The organism is Corynebacterium sp. HMSC073D01, assembly GCF_001815555.1.
GTDB lineage: Bacteria > Actinomycetota > Actinomycetes > Mycobacteriales > Mycobacteriaceae > Corynebacterium > Corynebacterium glucuronolyticum.
On the sequence record NZ_KV821050.1, the window covers coordinates 13,219 to 28,024 of the forward strand.

At 56.8% G+C, this 14,806-nt stretch carries 13 protein-coding genes and 1 pseudogene; 7 read left to right on the forward strand and 7 right to left on the reverse strand.

Annotated features, from left to right (window positions below; translation table 11 throughout):
• The 4 genes and pseudogenes from HMPREF3044_RS07675 to HMPREF3044_RS13130 all read left to right on the forward strand — a co-directional run bounded on the left by HMPREF3044_RS07675 (position 1) and on the right by HMPREF3044_RS13130 (position 2,847).
• Complete coding sequence (locus HMPREF3044_RS07675) at positions 1–579, forward strand: hypothetical protein (RefSeq protein WP_005393385.1); 579 nt, start codon at positions 1–3, stop codon at positions 577–579.
• Positions 580–758: 179 nt separating this feature from the next.
• Positions 759–1,946 (forward strand): ImmA/IrrE family metallo-endopeptidase, encoded by a 1,188-nt coding sequence (locus HMPREF3044_RS07680; RefSeq protein ID WP_070740524.1) that lies wholly within the window; start codon positions 759–761, stop codon positions 1,944–1,946.
• Between the two features lie 388 nt (positions 1,947–2,334).
• Positions 2,335–2,652 (forward strand): annotated as a pseudogene (locus HMPREF3044_RS07685) (transposase); the annotation flags it as partial.
• Between the two features lie 27 nt (positions 2,653–2,679).
• A complete protein-coding gene (locus HMPREF3044_RS13130; protein WP_005388396.1) occupies positions 2,680–2,847 on the forward strand; it encodes a hypothetical protein in 168 nt (55 codons plus the stop codon).
• Here the strand turns inward: HMPREF3044_RS13130 and HMPREF3044_RS07690 are convergent.
• Entirely contained in the window at positions 2,844–3,035 is a 192-nt protein-coding gene (locus HMPREF3044_RS07690; protein WP_005388395.1) for a hypothetical protein, read from the reverse strand. The two genes, HMPREF3044_RS13130 and HMPREF3044_RS07690, sit on opposite strands and share 4 nt — an antisense overlap.
• Before the next feature lie 45 nt (positions 3,036–3,080).
• A complete protein-coding gene (locus tag HMPREF3044_RS07695) occupies positions 3,081–4,298 on the reverse strand; it encodes an ATP-binding protein (RefSeq protein WP_083318135.1) in 1,218 nt (405 codons plus the stop codon).
• A gap of 192 nt (positions 4,299–4,490) precedes the next feature.
• On the opposite strand from HMPREF3044_RS07695, the gene HMPREF3044_RS07700 reads away from it, so the two are divergent.
• Positions 4,491–5,561 carry a hypothetical protein gene (locus HMPREF3044_RS07700; protein WP_070740531.1) on the forward strand — a complete coding sequence of 357 codons (1,071 nt, stop codon included), beginning with the start codon at positions 4,491–4,493 and terminating at the stop codon, positions 5,559–5,561.
• Here the strand turns inward: HMPREF3044_RS07700 and HMPREF3044_RS07705 are convergent.
• Together HMPREF3044_RS07705 and HMPREF3044_RS07710 are read right to left on the reverse strand one after the other, a co-directional pair.
• On the reverse strand, positions 5,536–6,636 hold the full coding sequence (locus tag HMPREF3044_RS07705; protein WP_070740535.1) for a pyridoxal phosphate-dependent aminotransferase: 1,101 nt from the start codon (positions 6,634–6,636) through the stop codon (positions 5,536–5,538). The genes HMPREF3044_RS07700 and HMPREF3044_RS07705 overlap by 26 nt on opposite strands.
• Entirely contained in the window at positions 6,637–7,887 is a 1,251-nt protein-coding gene (locus tag HMPREF3044_RS07710) for an alpha/beta fold hydrolase (RefSeq protein ID WP_070740538.1), read from the reverse strand.
• Between the two features lie 170 nt (positions 7,888–8,057).
• On the opposite strand from HMPREF3044_RS07710, the gene HMPREF3044_RS07715 reads away from it, so the two are divergent.
• Together HMPREF3044_RS07715 and HMPREF3044_RS07720 are read left to right on the forward strand one after the other, a co-directional pair.
• On the forward strand, positions 8,058–9,908 hold the full coding sequence (locus HMPREF3044_RS07715) for a potassium transporter Kup (RefSeq protein WP_239170971.1): 1,851 nt from the start codon (positions 8,058–8,060) through the stop codon (positions 9,906–9,908).
• Positions 9,908–11,035 (forward strand): ArsB/NhaD family transporter, encoded by a 1,128-nt coding sequence (locus HMPREF3044_RS07720; protein WP_070740541.1) that lies wholly within the window; start codon positions 9,908–9,910, stop codon positions 11,033–11,035. Before HMPREF3044_RS07715 ends, HMPREF3044_RS07720 begins: the two co-directional genes overlap by 1 nt.
• 15 nt (positions 11,036–11,050) lie before the next feature.
• Here the strand turns inward: HMPREF3044_RS07720 and HMPREF3044_RS07725 are convergent, their stop codons facing one another.
• The 3 genes from HMPREF3044_RS07725 to HMPREF3044_RS12630 are packed head-to-tail and all read right to left on the reverse strand — an operon-like array spanning position 11,051 to position 13,749.
• Complete coding sequence (locus HMPREF3044_RS07725) at positions 11,051–12,238, reverse strand: hypothetical protein (RefSeq protein WP_070740544.1); 1,188 nt, start codon at positions 12,236–12,238, stop codon at positions 11,051–11,053.
• 22 nt (positions 12,239–12,260) lie between these two features.
• Positions 12,261–13,118, reverse strand: coding sequence for a hypothetical protein (locus tag HMPREF3044_RS07730; RefSeq protein WP_141759654.1), 858 nt, complete (start codon positions 13,116–13,118; stop codon positions 12,261–12,263).
• Positions 13,105–13,749: an ABC transporter ATP-binding protein gene (locus HMPREF3044_RS12630; RefSeq protein WP_168167241.1), complete on the reverse strand. Its 645-nt coding sequence runs from the start codon at positions 13,747–13,749 to the stop codon at positions 13,105–13,107. The genes HMPREF3044_RS07730 and HMPREF3044_RS12630 overlap by 14 nt, the downstream gene beginning before the upstream one ends.
• Positions 13,750–14,806: the final 1,057 nt, after the last annotated feature.

The following is a 14,806-nucleotide window of genomic DNA, read 5'->3' on the forward strand; positions in this document are numbered from 1 at the left end:
ATGCGCCGCCTAGCGATTGCTGCTGCCGTGGTGGCGGTGGGATTGTCGGGCACCGGCGTGGCTGGGGCGGCTGATGCGCTCGAGTTTGAGCTCCCCAGCAGGTGGAACACCGACTACACCCCCGGCTCGCACTGCGCGACACCCGGCGCGAACGGCACCTACGTGGAGGCCACCCGCCACTGGTTCAAGCAGACCGACGCCGCCAGCGTGGCCAACTTCAACGACGAACCCATCCCCGTCACGCACACCGTGACGCAGAAGCGGACGCAGACGACCGAGGTCTCCGCCTCCGCCAAGGACAAGGGTGAACTCGCGAAGTTCGTGTCCAACGCGTTCGGCTTCACCTACGTCAACCAGATCTACTGGAAGTTCAAGCAGGTTGTCGGCCCGTACATGCTGCCCCCGCAGACGCAGGGCCGACTGGTGTGGGGCTTCAGCATGCTCGACACCGACAACCAGGACGTCACCTGCGGCGAGGATCAAACCTGGCACGCCGTTGGTGCGCGTTACACCGCCTCGTTCCCTGAGGCCAAGTACTCGGAACTGCGGATCGACGAGCCCGATTTCGAGGTGGATTAGGGGGGCTTGACCGCCGTGTCAGCTGTCATGTAGAAAACTGCAGACCCACGGTATCAACTAAGTACTACTGAAGGACACCGTCATAGACTCCATGGAACCCCAGCTAATCTGGGGTTTTCTCCTTTCTACAGGGCTTTGTTCCACGAACCCTATATAGTTTGGGGAGAGAGGAGGTTCCGATGGGTGTGGAAGTAGCCGTTCAGCCTGACGTTCTGAACTGGGCACTCGAGCGTTCCGAGCTGTCTGAGGAGACAATTGCAAAGCGATTCCCACAGATGGATGACTGGATGTCCGGAGTTAAGAACCCCACTCTCGTGCAGGCTAAGGAGATCGCCAACGCCGCGCGCCTCCCCCTCGGACGCCTGCTTCTCGACGTTCCAACACCGGAGAAGATCGCGATTCCTGACTTCCGAACCGTCCGCAACGCGCCGGTGGAAACGGTTGGCGCGAATCCGCGCGACATGGTCAAAACCGCTGAGTACCGCCTTGGGTGGTACGCCGAATACGCCTCTGACATCGGCATCGAACCGCCCCGAGTTCTGGGTATCGCTTCGGCGGGTTCCAAACCAGACGAGGCTGCATCGAAGGTACGCGACACCTTCGGATGGGACGACGATGGACACCCCCGTGGCAGAGACAAAGTGCTTGATCTCAGTAACCGCATGGAAGAGCACGGCCTCCTTGTTATGCGTAACTCGATCGTAGACAATTCCACGCGACGGAAACTCAAAGTAAGCGAGTTTCGCGGGTTCACACTGTGCCAAGGAGAATACGCGCTCGTGTTCGTCAACACCTCCGATAGCAAAACGGCGCAGCTTTTTAGCCTGGCTCATGAACTCGGCCATGTGTCTCGGTCCGCACCGGGCCTATCCGGCGACCAGGGCAAGGAAAACCCCATTGAGCAGTGGTGCAACGCGTTCGCGGCCTCCCTCCTCATGCCTGAGCCTGCCGTTCGTTGTTTCTCATTCGAACCGGAAAACCTCGTTACGCAGCTAGGCGATACTGCCCCGCGGTTCGGGGTGAGCAGGGAAGCACTCCTGTGGAGGATTGTTGACCTTGGCATTGTTTCTCAGCAGGTTGCCAACAGTGTCGTAGGACTGGTCAAAGGCCATGCCGGTACGAGCAAGCCGAAGGGGACCGGGGCACCGCAGTTCCGGGTACTTGTGCGCTCCCGCGTCGGTCGGCGATTCCTCACCGCCATCACCGAAGCGACGCAGGCAGGTTATCTTTCTGAGACGGACGCTGCGGGCTACCTTGGGGTGAAGAAACAGGACACCCTTGAGAAAGTGATGTCATCGATCTTTGCACCGGAATCCACCTGTACGCAGAGAAAAACGGTGAGACTCTCACAACAATCGGGGCGGTAACCCGATTAGGACGTTCTACGGACGAAACGCGTATACAGGCCACCAATTCTTTACGCACGTAAACCCCACCGAAGCGGGGTTTATGGCTATGTGGAGTTGCTCACTCAAGCAATCCCTACGACCCTTACTGTAGTGGGTGGAGCTTTTCCAGCCAAGGGAGTAGCACCATCACCAGCGATGTCCATATCCTCGCTTCGCCGACAAATACATAGCAAAGCCAGAGCGAGTGTAACCCCGTATGTGGCAAGCATGATCCGCCACCTTTCAGTTCGATCCAACCGCCAGCTCGGAAGCATGCTCCGCAGAGGCACGCCGATGGTTCTCTAAGCCAGAAAGAAAAGGACGAAGCCCATCTTTTCTTTCTGGTTCTTGCTTCATCGTTAAGAGTCAGCGTGTCATCGACGCCTACGAGATGAAAAACCGACGGCAAGCCAAAAAGGCCATGAGCAACCTGATCGACCAACTGCGTGTCATGAAAGGCAAAGCAAATAAGGAGATAGCCCAACTAGGACGCAGCCTTCATAAGCGGCGCCGTGACATCCTCGCGTTTTTCGACCGTGGGGTATCCAACGGGCCGGTCGAAGCAATCAACGGACGCCTCGAACACCTCCGCGGCATCGCCCTAGGATTTAAAAACCTCAACCACTACATCTTGCGGTGCCTCATCCACTCCGGAGGCCTCACCAACAAAATCAACGCACTCTAAAACCGGAAGAGCCCGGAAAGACTGACCGTGAATCTCATCAGAACCATCGTGACGTTTCTCGTGTGCATAGCGATAATCGCAAGCATTTCTGCGTTTACCAGTGGCGCAATCACGTTTTCCTACTGGGCTGTCACCGCTATCGAGGTGAATGTCATCATCATCGAGGCCGTGATGGCGCGGGTGAACTTCCGCTAGCTCCGCTCGTTGCTAAAGCGACGAAGCGCCACGGCAAAAGCAGCGATATAGGCGATTAGAGCAGTTCCCCACCCGACGATCCCCGCCCACTCCCAACTAGGGAGCATGATCGGTAGCAGCACACCAACCGTTCCCACGACCAGGAGAGCTGGGAGATTTCCGTTGTTTTTCTGCTGGTCTTGTTCCATGGAGACCTTTCCTCATCGACGGTTGATGCCAGCCCAGGGTACATGTCAGCGTGCTAGAGCATCGATGGCGACAACACTTACCCCGTCCAGGCGCTGATACGACAGGCCAGAGCCTGTGATGACAACCGGAACCACGTTTCCATCCAGGAGCTTTGCAAATTTCAGAAGGTTCGCGGCTGCGCCATCCACCACTTCCTTTGAGTGCCCCAACTTGATCTCCACTGCAAGGATTGCATCGTCCATTTCCACAAGAGCATCGACCTCCAGACCATCCTCCAGCCGTGCATGGTAGACGGGACGAGCAGTTAACGCACGGAGCTCATGGACGACAAACGATTCAAAGACCTGCCCAGCAAACGGAAGATTTTTCACGAGGGCCTCTGGAGAAACATTCAGTACCGCGAGAGCGAGGGCAGGATCTGTGAGGTGCCGTTTTGGTGCCTTGCGCAGTGGCGTCCGGGAGCGAAGGTTTTGGGACCAGGCCAGCTGATCTTCGCTAATAAAGATGCGCTGCAGTGAATCAAGATAATCGCTGACGGTTTCCCAGTTTATTCCTGTGTCCTTAGCAATTGTTGCGACACTCATTTCAGTAGCCAGGCCACGCGACAATGAACGTAACACCTTCATCACCTTTTCTGGATCTCTTTTCGCGCCGTCAGGAGTGCGTATATCTACTTCTGCGATGGTGCGCGCATAGTCTCTGTTGTTTGCCTGAGCCTGCGCAAGCGTCAGCTCGAGGTTGGTTGGCCAGCCACCCCTACACATACGCTCAAATAAGGTGGAGATGTTCATGGAACTTTCCACCGCACGGATTTCTTCACCTGCTGCCAGATTCTGGAGGGATACTGTGCCCGTGGAATCTCCAGTTTCGAATAGGGTCATGGTGCGCATCCGTACTCTCGCAAAGCGTCCCGCACCCGAGTGACGTGCTGCTTGTTCTCCAGATGCAGTCGAACCTGTGAAAATGAATTGCCCCTTCTCCTGACGGTCATCCACTAGATGACGGGCGGTATCCCACAGAAGTGGCTGTACCTGCCACTCGTCGACCAGGCGCGGGGTATCGCCATCAAGAACAAGGGCAGGATCGATCCCCATGGCGATTTCCACGCGGGGGTCAACGTCGACTCGAACTTCACTCTTTGCCGCTTGACGAGCCGTTTCCGTCTTCCCGCATCCTTTGGGGCCCTCAACAAGGACAGCGCCGGCACGAGAAAGCGCGTCCGCAAGGATTTCATCCGCGACACGGTCCACATAATCAATCATTAAACCTGCTCAACCCTTCAATTGGAGATTTTCAGGTTATTTTACCCGAGATTTTCCGGTAATTCTATCCGAGATTTTCAAGTCCTTTTATCCGAGATATTCCACTAAAGGCGCCGCACCTTTAGACCTATCAAACATTAGTTCTACCCCTATTCGCACTCCCGTGTGGATGACCCGATATATATTGGCCACATGTACACAGCCACCGACTGCCTTTTTGTCAACCGCATGCGCGCACTGCGTGAAAAAGACAAGAACGAAAATGCCTTTATCGAGTTCATCGATAACACTGTCAAAAGAATGCGGTTCCTTTCGCCCCTCAACGCCGCACTTTTCGGACTAGGAAAGCCTGGGAGCAAGACCTACGCCCTTTTTGATCGACATCTCTATGACTTCGGATTGCAAGGCGATCCGCTAAAAATCCCGGTGCCAGGTCTGATGCCCTCAGCACCCACCGAACCAATGTGGGATCTGAACGACACGGTGCCTAGAGCTCCGTCGCTGGTAGAGACACTCATCCGCGAGGAGATTCCCCCCTTCGAGTTTGTTCCCGAGGAGCGGGACCCGGAATCTGTGCTGTTCCGCCTGCTCGCCTACCCACACCGCTTCGGCATCGACGCAAAGCCTTTGTCGATACCGATGTATGCCGGTGATGCGCAACGCGATGACTGCGGAGTGCGTGTCGTTCCGCGAAGGGACGGCATGGAAAATCATTACAACCTCAACTTCCAGGTGCGTTGGAACAAGAATCTTGATCCTGTGGGGCAGTGTGAGATGGTGCTCCACGGCTTCGCCCACGTGCTTCTGGGTCACCTCGGCCCCCTGGCCTGCTACAAATCGGATCAAAAATGGGGAGAGGCCGATGTGAACCGCGTGAAATTGCCGGACATCATGAAAGAATTTGAGGCCGAGACCGTAACCTACATGGTCGAAAGGGCACTCGGCATACGCGATAGCTCCGCCGATTTTTACCACGATTACGTCCTACAAGAGAGCTACACCAACCCGAATTGGATTACGGGATTCAGCATCATGCGAATCTGCGTCTGTGTGAAAAAACTTGTCGACCTGGTCAGCAAATTTAATTGCGACTATCCCAGCGCAGTGTGCTCTCAGCATCCTCGTGGGACTAAGCCCTCAAAGAAACCCCTGCCAGATTTCACAGTGACGGATAGACATGAACGGCTCCGGGATGACTGCATCAACTACCTCACGTTTGAAAAGCAGCGACGCTTTGCTATTCCGCTTGAACAGCGGAGTTAATCGCGTCTATGACCTTCTTCGCCGCGTTCTCGAATGTCTCAGGCTCCAGCAGCAGCGACAGGCTGACAAAGCCGGGAACGCGCATGTCGAAGAAGTAGCCGGGCTGGACGGTGATGCCCGCGTCGCGGATGAGGGTGAGGACGAGCTCCTCCTCGTCGATGACATCGGGAAAGCGCAGGAGCACGTTCCAGCCACCTTCCGGCGGATAGACGGTTGTCACGCCGGTGGACAGACGCTGCAGGGTGGCGAGGTTGGTGGCCGTGCGGGCCCGGACGCGTGCTTGCTGGGCGGGGATTTCCGCGAGCATCTGGGGCAGGTGATCGAGGATGAAGTCGCCCATGGGCAGGTAGGAGTCCGCGATGGTGTCGAGGCGGCGCTGGGCCTCCCGGACATCGTCTGCGGGACCGGAGACCTCGATCCAGCTGAATTTAGCATACGGGGCGGCGAGGTTTTTGGACATCCCGTCGAGGGCGAAGGTGAGGGCGCGGTCCTCGCCGGCGATGCGGTGGCGGGGAGTGTCGGTGAGCGGGAAGTCGAAGAACACCTCGTCGGCGATAAGCGGCAAGCCGAGGGAGGTGAAGTGGCTTATTTCGTCGCTGGTGAGGTAAGAGCCTGTCGGGTTGTTCGGGTTGATGAGCACGATCGCTCGCGTACGTGGCGTGGGGGCGATCGAGGAGGCGTCGACAAGCCACGAGCCGGCCCACTCGAGACGGTACGGGAGCATGGCGACCGACTCGAGCGCCGCCAGCGACTCCACGAGAGGGTAGCCGGGGCGGGGGGCCAGGAGCGCGTCGCCCGGGTCGCACAGCAGCTTGGTGAGCCACGCGTACGCCTGCGACGACGAACTGACCAGGTAGAGGCGGTCGGGGTCGACGGGACGATTATCGCGCGCGGAGACGAATTCCGCGAGGAGTTCGCGGGCGCGGCTGTCGCCCCGGGGGTCAGCGGTGTAGACGCGCGGCGCGAGCCCGTGGTGGGTGGGGTTCGAGTCGGAGGCGTCTAGCGGGTGGTTTTCCCGGGCTGCGCTGGTGATGCGGTTGGGTTCTTGCGCGGAGAGGCGGCGGGAGAAACGCACTTAGCGCACTCGCCTCCCGTGAGCGAGATCGATGAGGTGACGAAGGACATCGCCACCCGAGGAACGTAGGCCACTGTGCTCGTGCTCGCTGGTCACGTACGTCTTGACGCCGGGCAGGAGCTTCGCGGTTTCCAGCGAGAACTCGAGGGGCACGTAGCAATCGTTGACGTAGACGGCGGCGGCACCGGTGGCACCGGAATTGCGCAGCGCCTCGGCGTCGTAGATTGACGGCCACTCGACCTGGGCGACCTTGTCCACGACCTCCTTCCAGGGCTTAAACGCCGGGACAGTGTCCGCCCACTCGCGGCGCACGTGCTCGCCGGTGAGGAGCGTGGGGTCGTCCTTCCACGCGTCCGGCAGGGTGCGCTCGGCGGACCAGTTGGTGACGAAGCCGTCGGAGTAGCTCGACTCGTGGATGATGTAATACAGCGGGTTGCGGCCGCCGAACGGCAGGGCGTGCGCGAGATCGTAGGCGAACGCGTTGGTTTCCGGATCGAGTTCCAGCAGGTCATGGAGGACAATCCAGCCGTTGTCCGCGCCCAGGAGGTGGCCGAGGGAGCGGATGCGCGACGGGGAGACGACCTCGCCGGTGGGGAGTTTTATCTCTTGGTTCTCGGCGCGTTTTACCAGGTCCCGCACCTTGTCGCGGTGCGCGGGGAAGCGGCGGTAGTAGGCCTCGGTGTAGGCGCGGACCTTCTCGTAGCACAGCGCGTAGACGTCGTCGGGGTGGTGGCCGACGGCGGAGAGGCCGCCAGTGAAGTACGCGTTGTCGATGCTGTCTGGGAATACAGACAAATACGCAAGCGTGGTGAAGCCGCCGAAGGATTGGCCGAGGGTATTCCACGTTTTTGCGCCGAGGTGCTCGCGGAAAGCCTCGGCATCCTTGACGATGGAATCGGCGCGCAGGTGGGTGCAGTATTCCGCCAGGTAGTTGGCACCTTTGGGGAGGTCTTTATCGCCCAGGGGCGTGGACTTTCCGGTTCCGCGCTGGTCAAGCATGACGACGCGGTAGTGCTCAAGCGCCACGTCGAGCCAGTCCGGGTTCGTCGGCGAATGGGTCACGCGCGGAGCCTCGGAACCGGGCCCACCCTGCAGGAACGTGAGGTAGGGCAGGTCCTCGCCGCCGGGGCGCGTGACGACGGAGGCGAAAATGTCGATCGTCCGTTTATCGTCGGGATCGTCCCAGTTCAGCGGCACGTTCAGGGTGTGGTCGTCGATGCGGAGGTCCGCGACGTAGCGTGTTGTCGTCATAGTTACCTAGCCTACGCTTGTCGACGGGGGTAGCCGGGGGTTACGGTCACCACCTATCTCCCCCTCTCTGAACTGCAGTTATAACGTATTAACACTTGCTTTTCTAGGTGCTACCAGCGGGGATCGGCATCAGTTTTGCAATTCTTCGCGCAGGCGTAGGATTCCGCACCATGCGCAAGTATGGTTTCGCCTCCGGCGCGGCTATGGTAGCTGCGCTCGGTGTCGTCTTTGGCGACATTGGCACAAGCCCCCTGTACACACTGCAATCCGTATTTTCCCTAGAAGATGGTGCCATCGCACCAACACAAGCAAACATTTATGGCATCGTGTCCACCATCGTGTGGGCGCTCATCATCATCGTCACCGTCAAATACGTGTGCTTCGTCATGAGCGCAGACAACGGCGGTGAGGGTGGCATCCTTGCCCTGACAGAGCTCGTCTACCGCTCCGTCTCCCAGCACAAACCGTGGGCGCTCGCGCTCGGGATCGTCGGCGCGAGCCTGTTCTACGGCGATTCCGTCATCACGCCCGCAGTCTCCGTCATGAGCGCGGTTGAGGGCATCGGGATCGTCGATCCGCAGCTCTCCCGCCTCGTCGTGCCGGTCGGCGCGGCGATCCTCATCGTCCTGTTTGTGGCCCAACGCTACGGGACTGCCGTGGTGGCGAAGGCCTTCGGGCCGGTCATGGTCGTGTGGTTTGGGCTGCTCGCGTTTTTGGGCATCGTGCAGATCGCCGCGCATCCCGGGGTGCTGCGGGCGCTATCCCCCACGTACGCGGTGGGGTTCATCGTCAGCGCGCCGGGCCTCGCGTTTTTGGCCTTCGGCTCGATCGTGCTGGCGGTCACCGGCGCCGAGGCGCTCTACGCGGATATCGGCCACTTTGGGCGAACCCCGATTAGGCGCGCGTGGGTGTACCTTGTGCTCCCCGCCCTCGTCCTGAACTACCTGGGGCAGGCCGGCATGCTCGTCGACCACCCGGAGCGCATAACCAACCCCTTCTTCCTCATGGTTCCCAGCTGGGCGACGGTGCCTCTCGTCTGCGTGGCCACCCTGGCCACAGTGATCGCCGCCCAGGCCGTCATCACCGGCGCGTTTTCAGTGTCCAAGCAGGCACAATCGGTGGGACTCCTGCCGCGCCTGGCGATCCGGCAGACGTCCAACAAAGAACGTGGCCAGATCTACATTCCGGCAGTGAACTGGTTGCTCTTCGCTGGGGTGATGGTTCTGCTCGTCGTGTTCCAATCGTCGGCAAGGCTAGCGACAGCCTACGGCCTGGCCGTGACAGGGACCTTCCTCATGACAACCTCACTGTTCACCTGGTACGCGGCGACGGTGAGGCACTGGAAACCGTGGCGCGTGGTGGCCTTTGCCGCGGGCTTCGGCGTGATCGAGATTGCCCTGTTCAGCGCCAACGCTGTCAAGCTGTTCCTCGGCGGGTGGATCCCACTCACCATCGGTGCCACCATCATCTTCACCATGCTGACGTGGCGGCACGGCATGCGGATGCTCATCGCCCGACGCAAGGAAATCACGATCGGGTGGGGGGACGTGCACGCGCCCGTCACCGTACCCGGCACCGCCATCTACCTGCACCTCAACCACGACACCCCGCCGAGCGCCCTGGAAACCAATGTGCGGTTCAACCACTGCCTGCATGAACACAACATCATCGTGCGCGTGGTCACCTCCAGCTGGCCGCGGGTGCTTCGCTCGCAGCGGGTCACCGTGGATAAGGTGATAGGCGACGGGCACATCACGTTTGTCACGCTCACCTACGGTTTCTTCGAAACCCCCGACGTGCCGGAGGCCCTGCCCTTGCTGCGGCGCGCGGGTGTGGCCGTGGATGACAAGCCGTTCTACTTCACCGGGCGGATGATGCTGGTGAACGGGCCGAACACGGAAATGACGCGGTTGCGGAAGAAGGTATTCGCGTTCCTGTACCGCACGCAGGCGCAGCCGGTAAGCTATTTTCGGCTTCCCGCCACGCGCACCGTCAACTACACCTCGAGGCTCATTTTGTAATGCTGAAAAAGGTCACGGCCGTATTGGTCTTGCTCTGTGTGGCGCTCATGGGCACCCTGTCACCAGTTAGTGTGTTCATGCGGACGTGGCCGGTGCTGTTGTTTTTGCTCATTATGACGGCCGTATCCGCGGTGCTTGACCAGCACGGCGTGTTCGACGGTGTGGCCGCGTGGCTCGTGCGCCGGACCGACGGGCGGCCGGCTCTCGCCTTCGGATTCTTGTGCTTTGTTGTCACAACGATATTGAGCCTGGACACCACAATCGTGCTGCTCACGCCCGTGGCGCTGACGCTTGCGAAACGCGGGCGGGTGTCCGCACTGCCGTACCTCTTCATCACCGTGTGGGTGGCCAACACCGGCAGCCTGCTCTTGCCCGTGTCGAATCTGACCAACCTATTGGCGCAGCAGGAGGCGGGCCTCACGGCGATAGAGTTCATGGCCGTGATGGCGCTCCCCCAACTGTTCGTGCTGGTTGTGGTGGCGCTCGTGTTCGTGCTGTTTTTCAGAAAACAGGTTGTTCCGGTTAGTGCATTTACGGCCCCACCCGTGCGGTTCACACCGTATGCGCTGGCCATCGGCGCGTTCACCGTGGCGATCCTTCTCGGCGTGGCCCCGTGGATCGCGGCTGCTGGGTTATTAGCGATTCTCTTGGCAATCCGCCCCGTGCCGTTTGTGAGGGCGCTCCCCTGGACGATGGCGTTGTTTGCGCTGGCGCTGTTCATCCTCATGGACGGGATATCCATGGATGTCCTCGCCCCACTGATCGAACTGCCGCCGTTTACACAACAGGTGGCGTTTGCGGCGGCGGGTGCGGGGCTCGCAAACCTGACCAATAATCTCCCCGCCTACCTGGCGCTAGAGACCATGGCGCCGACCGTCCCCCTGCTCATTGGCGTGAACGCGGGTCCGCTCATCACGCCGTGGGCATCCCTTGCCAACCTGCTATGGATGACGCTCGCCGCCGCGAAGGGCGTGCGGATTCCACTCCGCTTGTTTATCGCATCAGGCCTCGTGCTCGTCCCGCTGGTTATTGTTGCGGGGTGCTTTTCCGCCAATGAAGAAATAATCTCGATGTCACTCAGTCCAGATTGTGGCTCGGTTCCAACTGTGCGAAGCCCGACTGACTGAACTAGCCATGCTGGATTAATCATACAGATCACCAGCTCTGTGCAGTAGTACTTCAGTAATGACAGGTACTGCACAAATAAATGTAATCATGATCCACAACGCTTGATTAGTGATCGCATCAGATGGTTCCAGGCTAGATACCTTCGCAATTGCGGCGGCTAGAACGGTTCCACTCAGGCAGCCTAAAATCGCGAAAGGAATTGTCAGACTAATTGTCTCAATACGAACGAGCCTTTTCGCAGCCGCAGGGTCCACCCCACGTATCAGAAGCGCATTAAACAGGTTCCTCCGATCCCGGATTGCAGCGATAGAAATCCCACTTACTGCTGCTAATCCAAACAGCAAGATGCTAACGACTAATGCCAATGCAGCGTCATAATAACCAGCTGACATCGCTGAATTAACGTCGTCAATTCGCTCTTGAGATGTCAATCCTGCCCTTGTATGGGTAACCATAGATAGAACCACACTCGGGGGCAGACGCTCTAGATCTGCATACAAGTACCTTCCAACGCTGTTGACGTTCTTGTCCCCAGTCGAAATTAGAACTTCAGTGAGTCCGGGAACCTCCAGGGTTTGTAGGGGAGGCAACTGCACCACCGTTTCAGTTCCTGGAATATAGAGCTCCGATGAAAGGTTTGCCCGATCTATACCTACGGGAATCATCAGCACTTCTGAATCACTAGATGGACATTGCGGGTCTTCAGTTGCCAACGCAGAGTATTCTTGGCAACCCATGACGAATGCGTTTACGGACCGATGACTCTCCGACATAAGTCGACCTTGGCCGAACGTGCCCATCACTCCAGGTTCGAGGAATTCTCCAAAGATATCCTCAAGGTTGTCATCATCGGGCAGGGCACCCCAATGAATTCCCGGCTTCCAATAGCTCATTCCGGAGCTAACTTGGCCCAATCCCGCATTGGCGAGCCCGACAGTTACCGTAGAAACCGTACAGATACAAAAGAGAAGTACGACGCTCATTCCGATGGATGTAGACCGGTAGCGCAGCGAAGCCGAGATCAACGTACCTTGGATCCCGCCACCGAAGATTTTCTCGTAGCACCAACCAAAACCAATCGCTAAAAGAGGAGCTAGATATACCAAACCAACAATTATTGGCAGGAAAGATAGCGGTACTAAAAGTGGAATGGAAAAAATCTCGGAACAAACTAGCATGACCGCAGCAATCGCCAGCCCCACAGGTAGCGCACTTAACCTAAATTTAGTCAATCTCTGCAACAATCTTCCCTCTCCTCGCACAGGTCAAAGCTGCCAATACAATGGTAAACAGAGCACCACAACTAAGCGCTCCCCCTAAACCAATCCATGCGTCAATAAGGAGGAATCCCCGCCCTTCCCAGGACACGTGCTGAAGCACTCGCGATACCAAATAAAGTGGCACTGCAGCCACCAGAAAACTTGTAATCAGACCGGTCAGAGGTGCCGCCGACAGCATAAGCGCTGCGGACATTTTCGGTATGCCACGAAGCGCCATGGTTTTTGCGGTATCTCCCCACTTCGAGTCGAAAATTTTCGACACGTTCCAAAAACAAATCAAGCAGGGAATTACGACTATAATGACGTAAACCAATACTAGATACCAAACGGTATAATCCAGTGACGTTTTTGCTTCGACTTCATCGTGCGCTTGGCTTTTAGTTTTAGAATCAGCCAGAGTCACAAGGTGCGTTGTCCGGGGATCAACCACCGCACTATCCTTCAAAGTCGATTCGCACGACAAATAATCCAGGTACCGAGAAAACTGTTCGGATGCATTCGATCCAGTCCCCACAGAGCAACGAAAATCTTTCTTAGAATTTTTTATAGGAACGACACCAAGCTGATCGCGATCTACCTGGGACAGTTCCAATACCCCATCACCAGAACCAATTGACCAAGTAGAAAAGCTAGACTGTGCGCCGAAATTGTCAGTCGATAGCCAAGCAGTTCTGTGATCGGCATGCACGAGCATAATCATGCTCATAACCGGAAAAAGAACTATCACCAATAGCGCTAAGTTGAAAATTCCGACCACGAAAACTTCACTGCGATTCCGTCTTGCAATTTTATCGAGGTACACCGAACCTCCCGAAATTGTATTCGGCCGATGCGTAATTTCTCACGCGATAATCATGGGTAACGAGCAGCACGGGAATCTGAAATTGCCTGGCTAGATCTAAGAACAAGTGCAAGACTGTGTCTGCCGCTTCATCATCGAGGCTGGATGTAGGCTCATCTGCCGCAATTATCGAAGGAGTATTGGCAAGGGCACAACCTATACTGATGCGTTGACGTTCGCCACCGGAGAGAGATCCCGGGTAGCGATTTCCATATTCCTCCATATTCAATCGTTCGAGAATACGCTTTGATGTATCGAAACTTTGTTTTCGCCCACCTCCGGACATTTCTGCAATTAGACGAATATTGTCTCGACAATTCAAGTCCTCGATTAGACGGTTTTCCTGGTCCACAACACCAATGTTTTTCAACCGGAACTCTCTGCGTTGGCGCGTAGGGTAAGATGAAAAAACCTCCCCAGCCAAAGAAATCGTTCCGGAATCTGGCTGGTCAATCCCCATAATGCAACGAAGCAAGGTAGTCTTGCCACTTCCAGACGGTCCTGTAATTGTAGTCAACTCACCCTTTGCAGCCGACAAACTCACTCGCTCGAAAACAATTCGGTCCTGTATTTTTCTGCTGACTTCGACCACTTTTAGCAATATATTTCTGCTTCCTAAAAAGAAATAGTGCACCGTCTATAACGACGACGCACTATAGAACCTAGCTACTTACACACAGACGCAACGAAGATCGAGGAAAACCTCACAATATCCACCAGCGGTTTGATAGTTGTCACGGCAGTAGGCAGCACACCTACTTTCAGAGGGGCAACCGCAGCATTCAGCAGGTGCCGTAGTAGCGTGCAGATTTGTATTCCGCGCAGATTGAGTAGACTCAACGCGTAAAGCAAAGTAAGGCACGTATTCTCCTTATCGTTGAGGCGCAGCGGTTTTGCTGCTCACTTCGCAGGATAGCGCGACGAAGACCGATACCGCCTTCTAAACAATAATTATGATACGAAAGTGCCCACCTATTTGGTTCTCCAGCAACTTTAGCGAAATTGGACCTTAGGTACCCGGACGCGTCACAAATAACCAAAAAAAGACGCTTGACAAACCCTCGCACGTTCTTGCAATATTTATTTCACTTACAAAATAAGTACTACAAATTAGTTTACCAACCCATTTGTTATTTTTATATTAACGGAACTATCAAGTGGCGGGCGCCGGTGTTCGGTACTGAGTTTCCTTTATCGGGTACTGGGGAGTCTGAGTATCGGGTGGCGGGGGAGTTTTTTGGGCATTCTGTAGGAGACGGCCTGTGCACAGTGGACGCTCAGGTCGCGTTTTCTATAGAAATGAGGTTGCTGTGGCAACTGATTTTCAGGCCATTATGGTGGCTTTGGCTCGTGGTGATTCGTGGGCGCGGATTACTGAAGATGTTGGTATTCTATGTCGATTCGGGATAGGTGGTAGGTTGTGTCCGCGTTGTTGGTAGGGGGTTTCCGGGTAGGTGGTGTAAAGTGTCAGCCCGGACCCGACCCCATGGATGTGGACACCTGGGGTGAAAAATTGATTGGGTTTGATCTTAGCAGACGCGGTTAGGCGACACGGTACATCTGTTTCTCCTCGAAGGTGTTCTGGGTCTGAGAGCCACACCAACTGTGGCACCGGGGTGTGTTGTAGCGGGCGCACCAGCGAAACACTT

Coding starts and splice junctions, on each gene's coding strand:
- HMPREF3044_RS07715 (WP_239170971.1), top strand. CDS start 8,058: ATGCGCAAGTATGGTTTCGCCTCCGGCGCGGCTATGGTAGCTGCGCTC.
- HMPREF3044_RS07700 (WP_070740531.1), top strand. CDS start 4,491: ATGTACACAGCCACCGACTGCCTTTTTGTCAACCGCATGCGCGCACTG.
- HMPREF3044_RS07675 (WP_005393385.1), top strand. CDS start 1: ATGCGCCGCCTAGCGATTGCTGCTGCCGTGGTGGCGGTGGGATTGTCG.
- HMPREF3044_RS07695 (WP_083318135.1), bottom strand. CDS start 4,298: ATGATTGATTATGTGGACCGTGTCGCGGATGAAATCCTTGCGGACGCG.
- HMPREF3044_RS07680 (WP_070740524.1), top strand. CDS start 759: ATGGGTGTGGAAGTAGCCGTTCAGCCTGACGTTCTGAACTGGGCACTC.
- HMPREF3044_RS07720 (WP_070740541.1), top strand. CDS start 9,908: ATGCTGAAAAAGGTCACGGCCGTATTGGTCTTGCTCTGTGTGGCGCTC.
- HMPREF3044_RS07710 (WP_070740538.1), bottom strand. CDS start 7,887: ATGACGACAACACGCTACGTCGCGGACCTCCGCATCGACGACCACACC.
- HMPREF3044_RS07690 (WP_005388395.1), bottom strand. CDS start 3,035: ATGGAACAAGACCAGCAGAAAAACAACGGAAATCTCCCAGCTCTCCTG.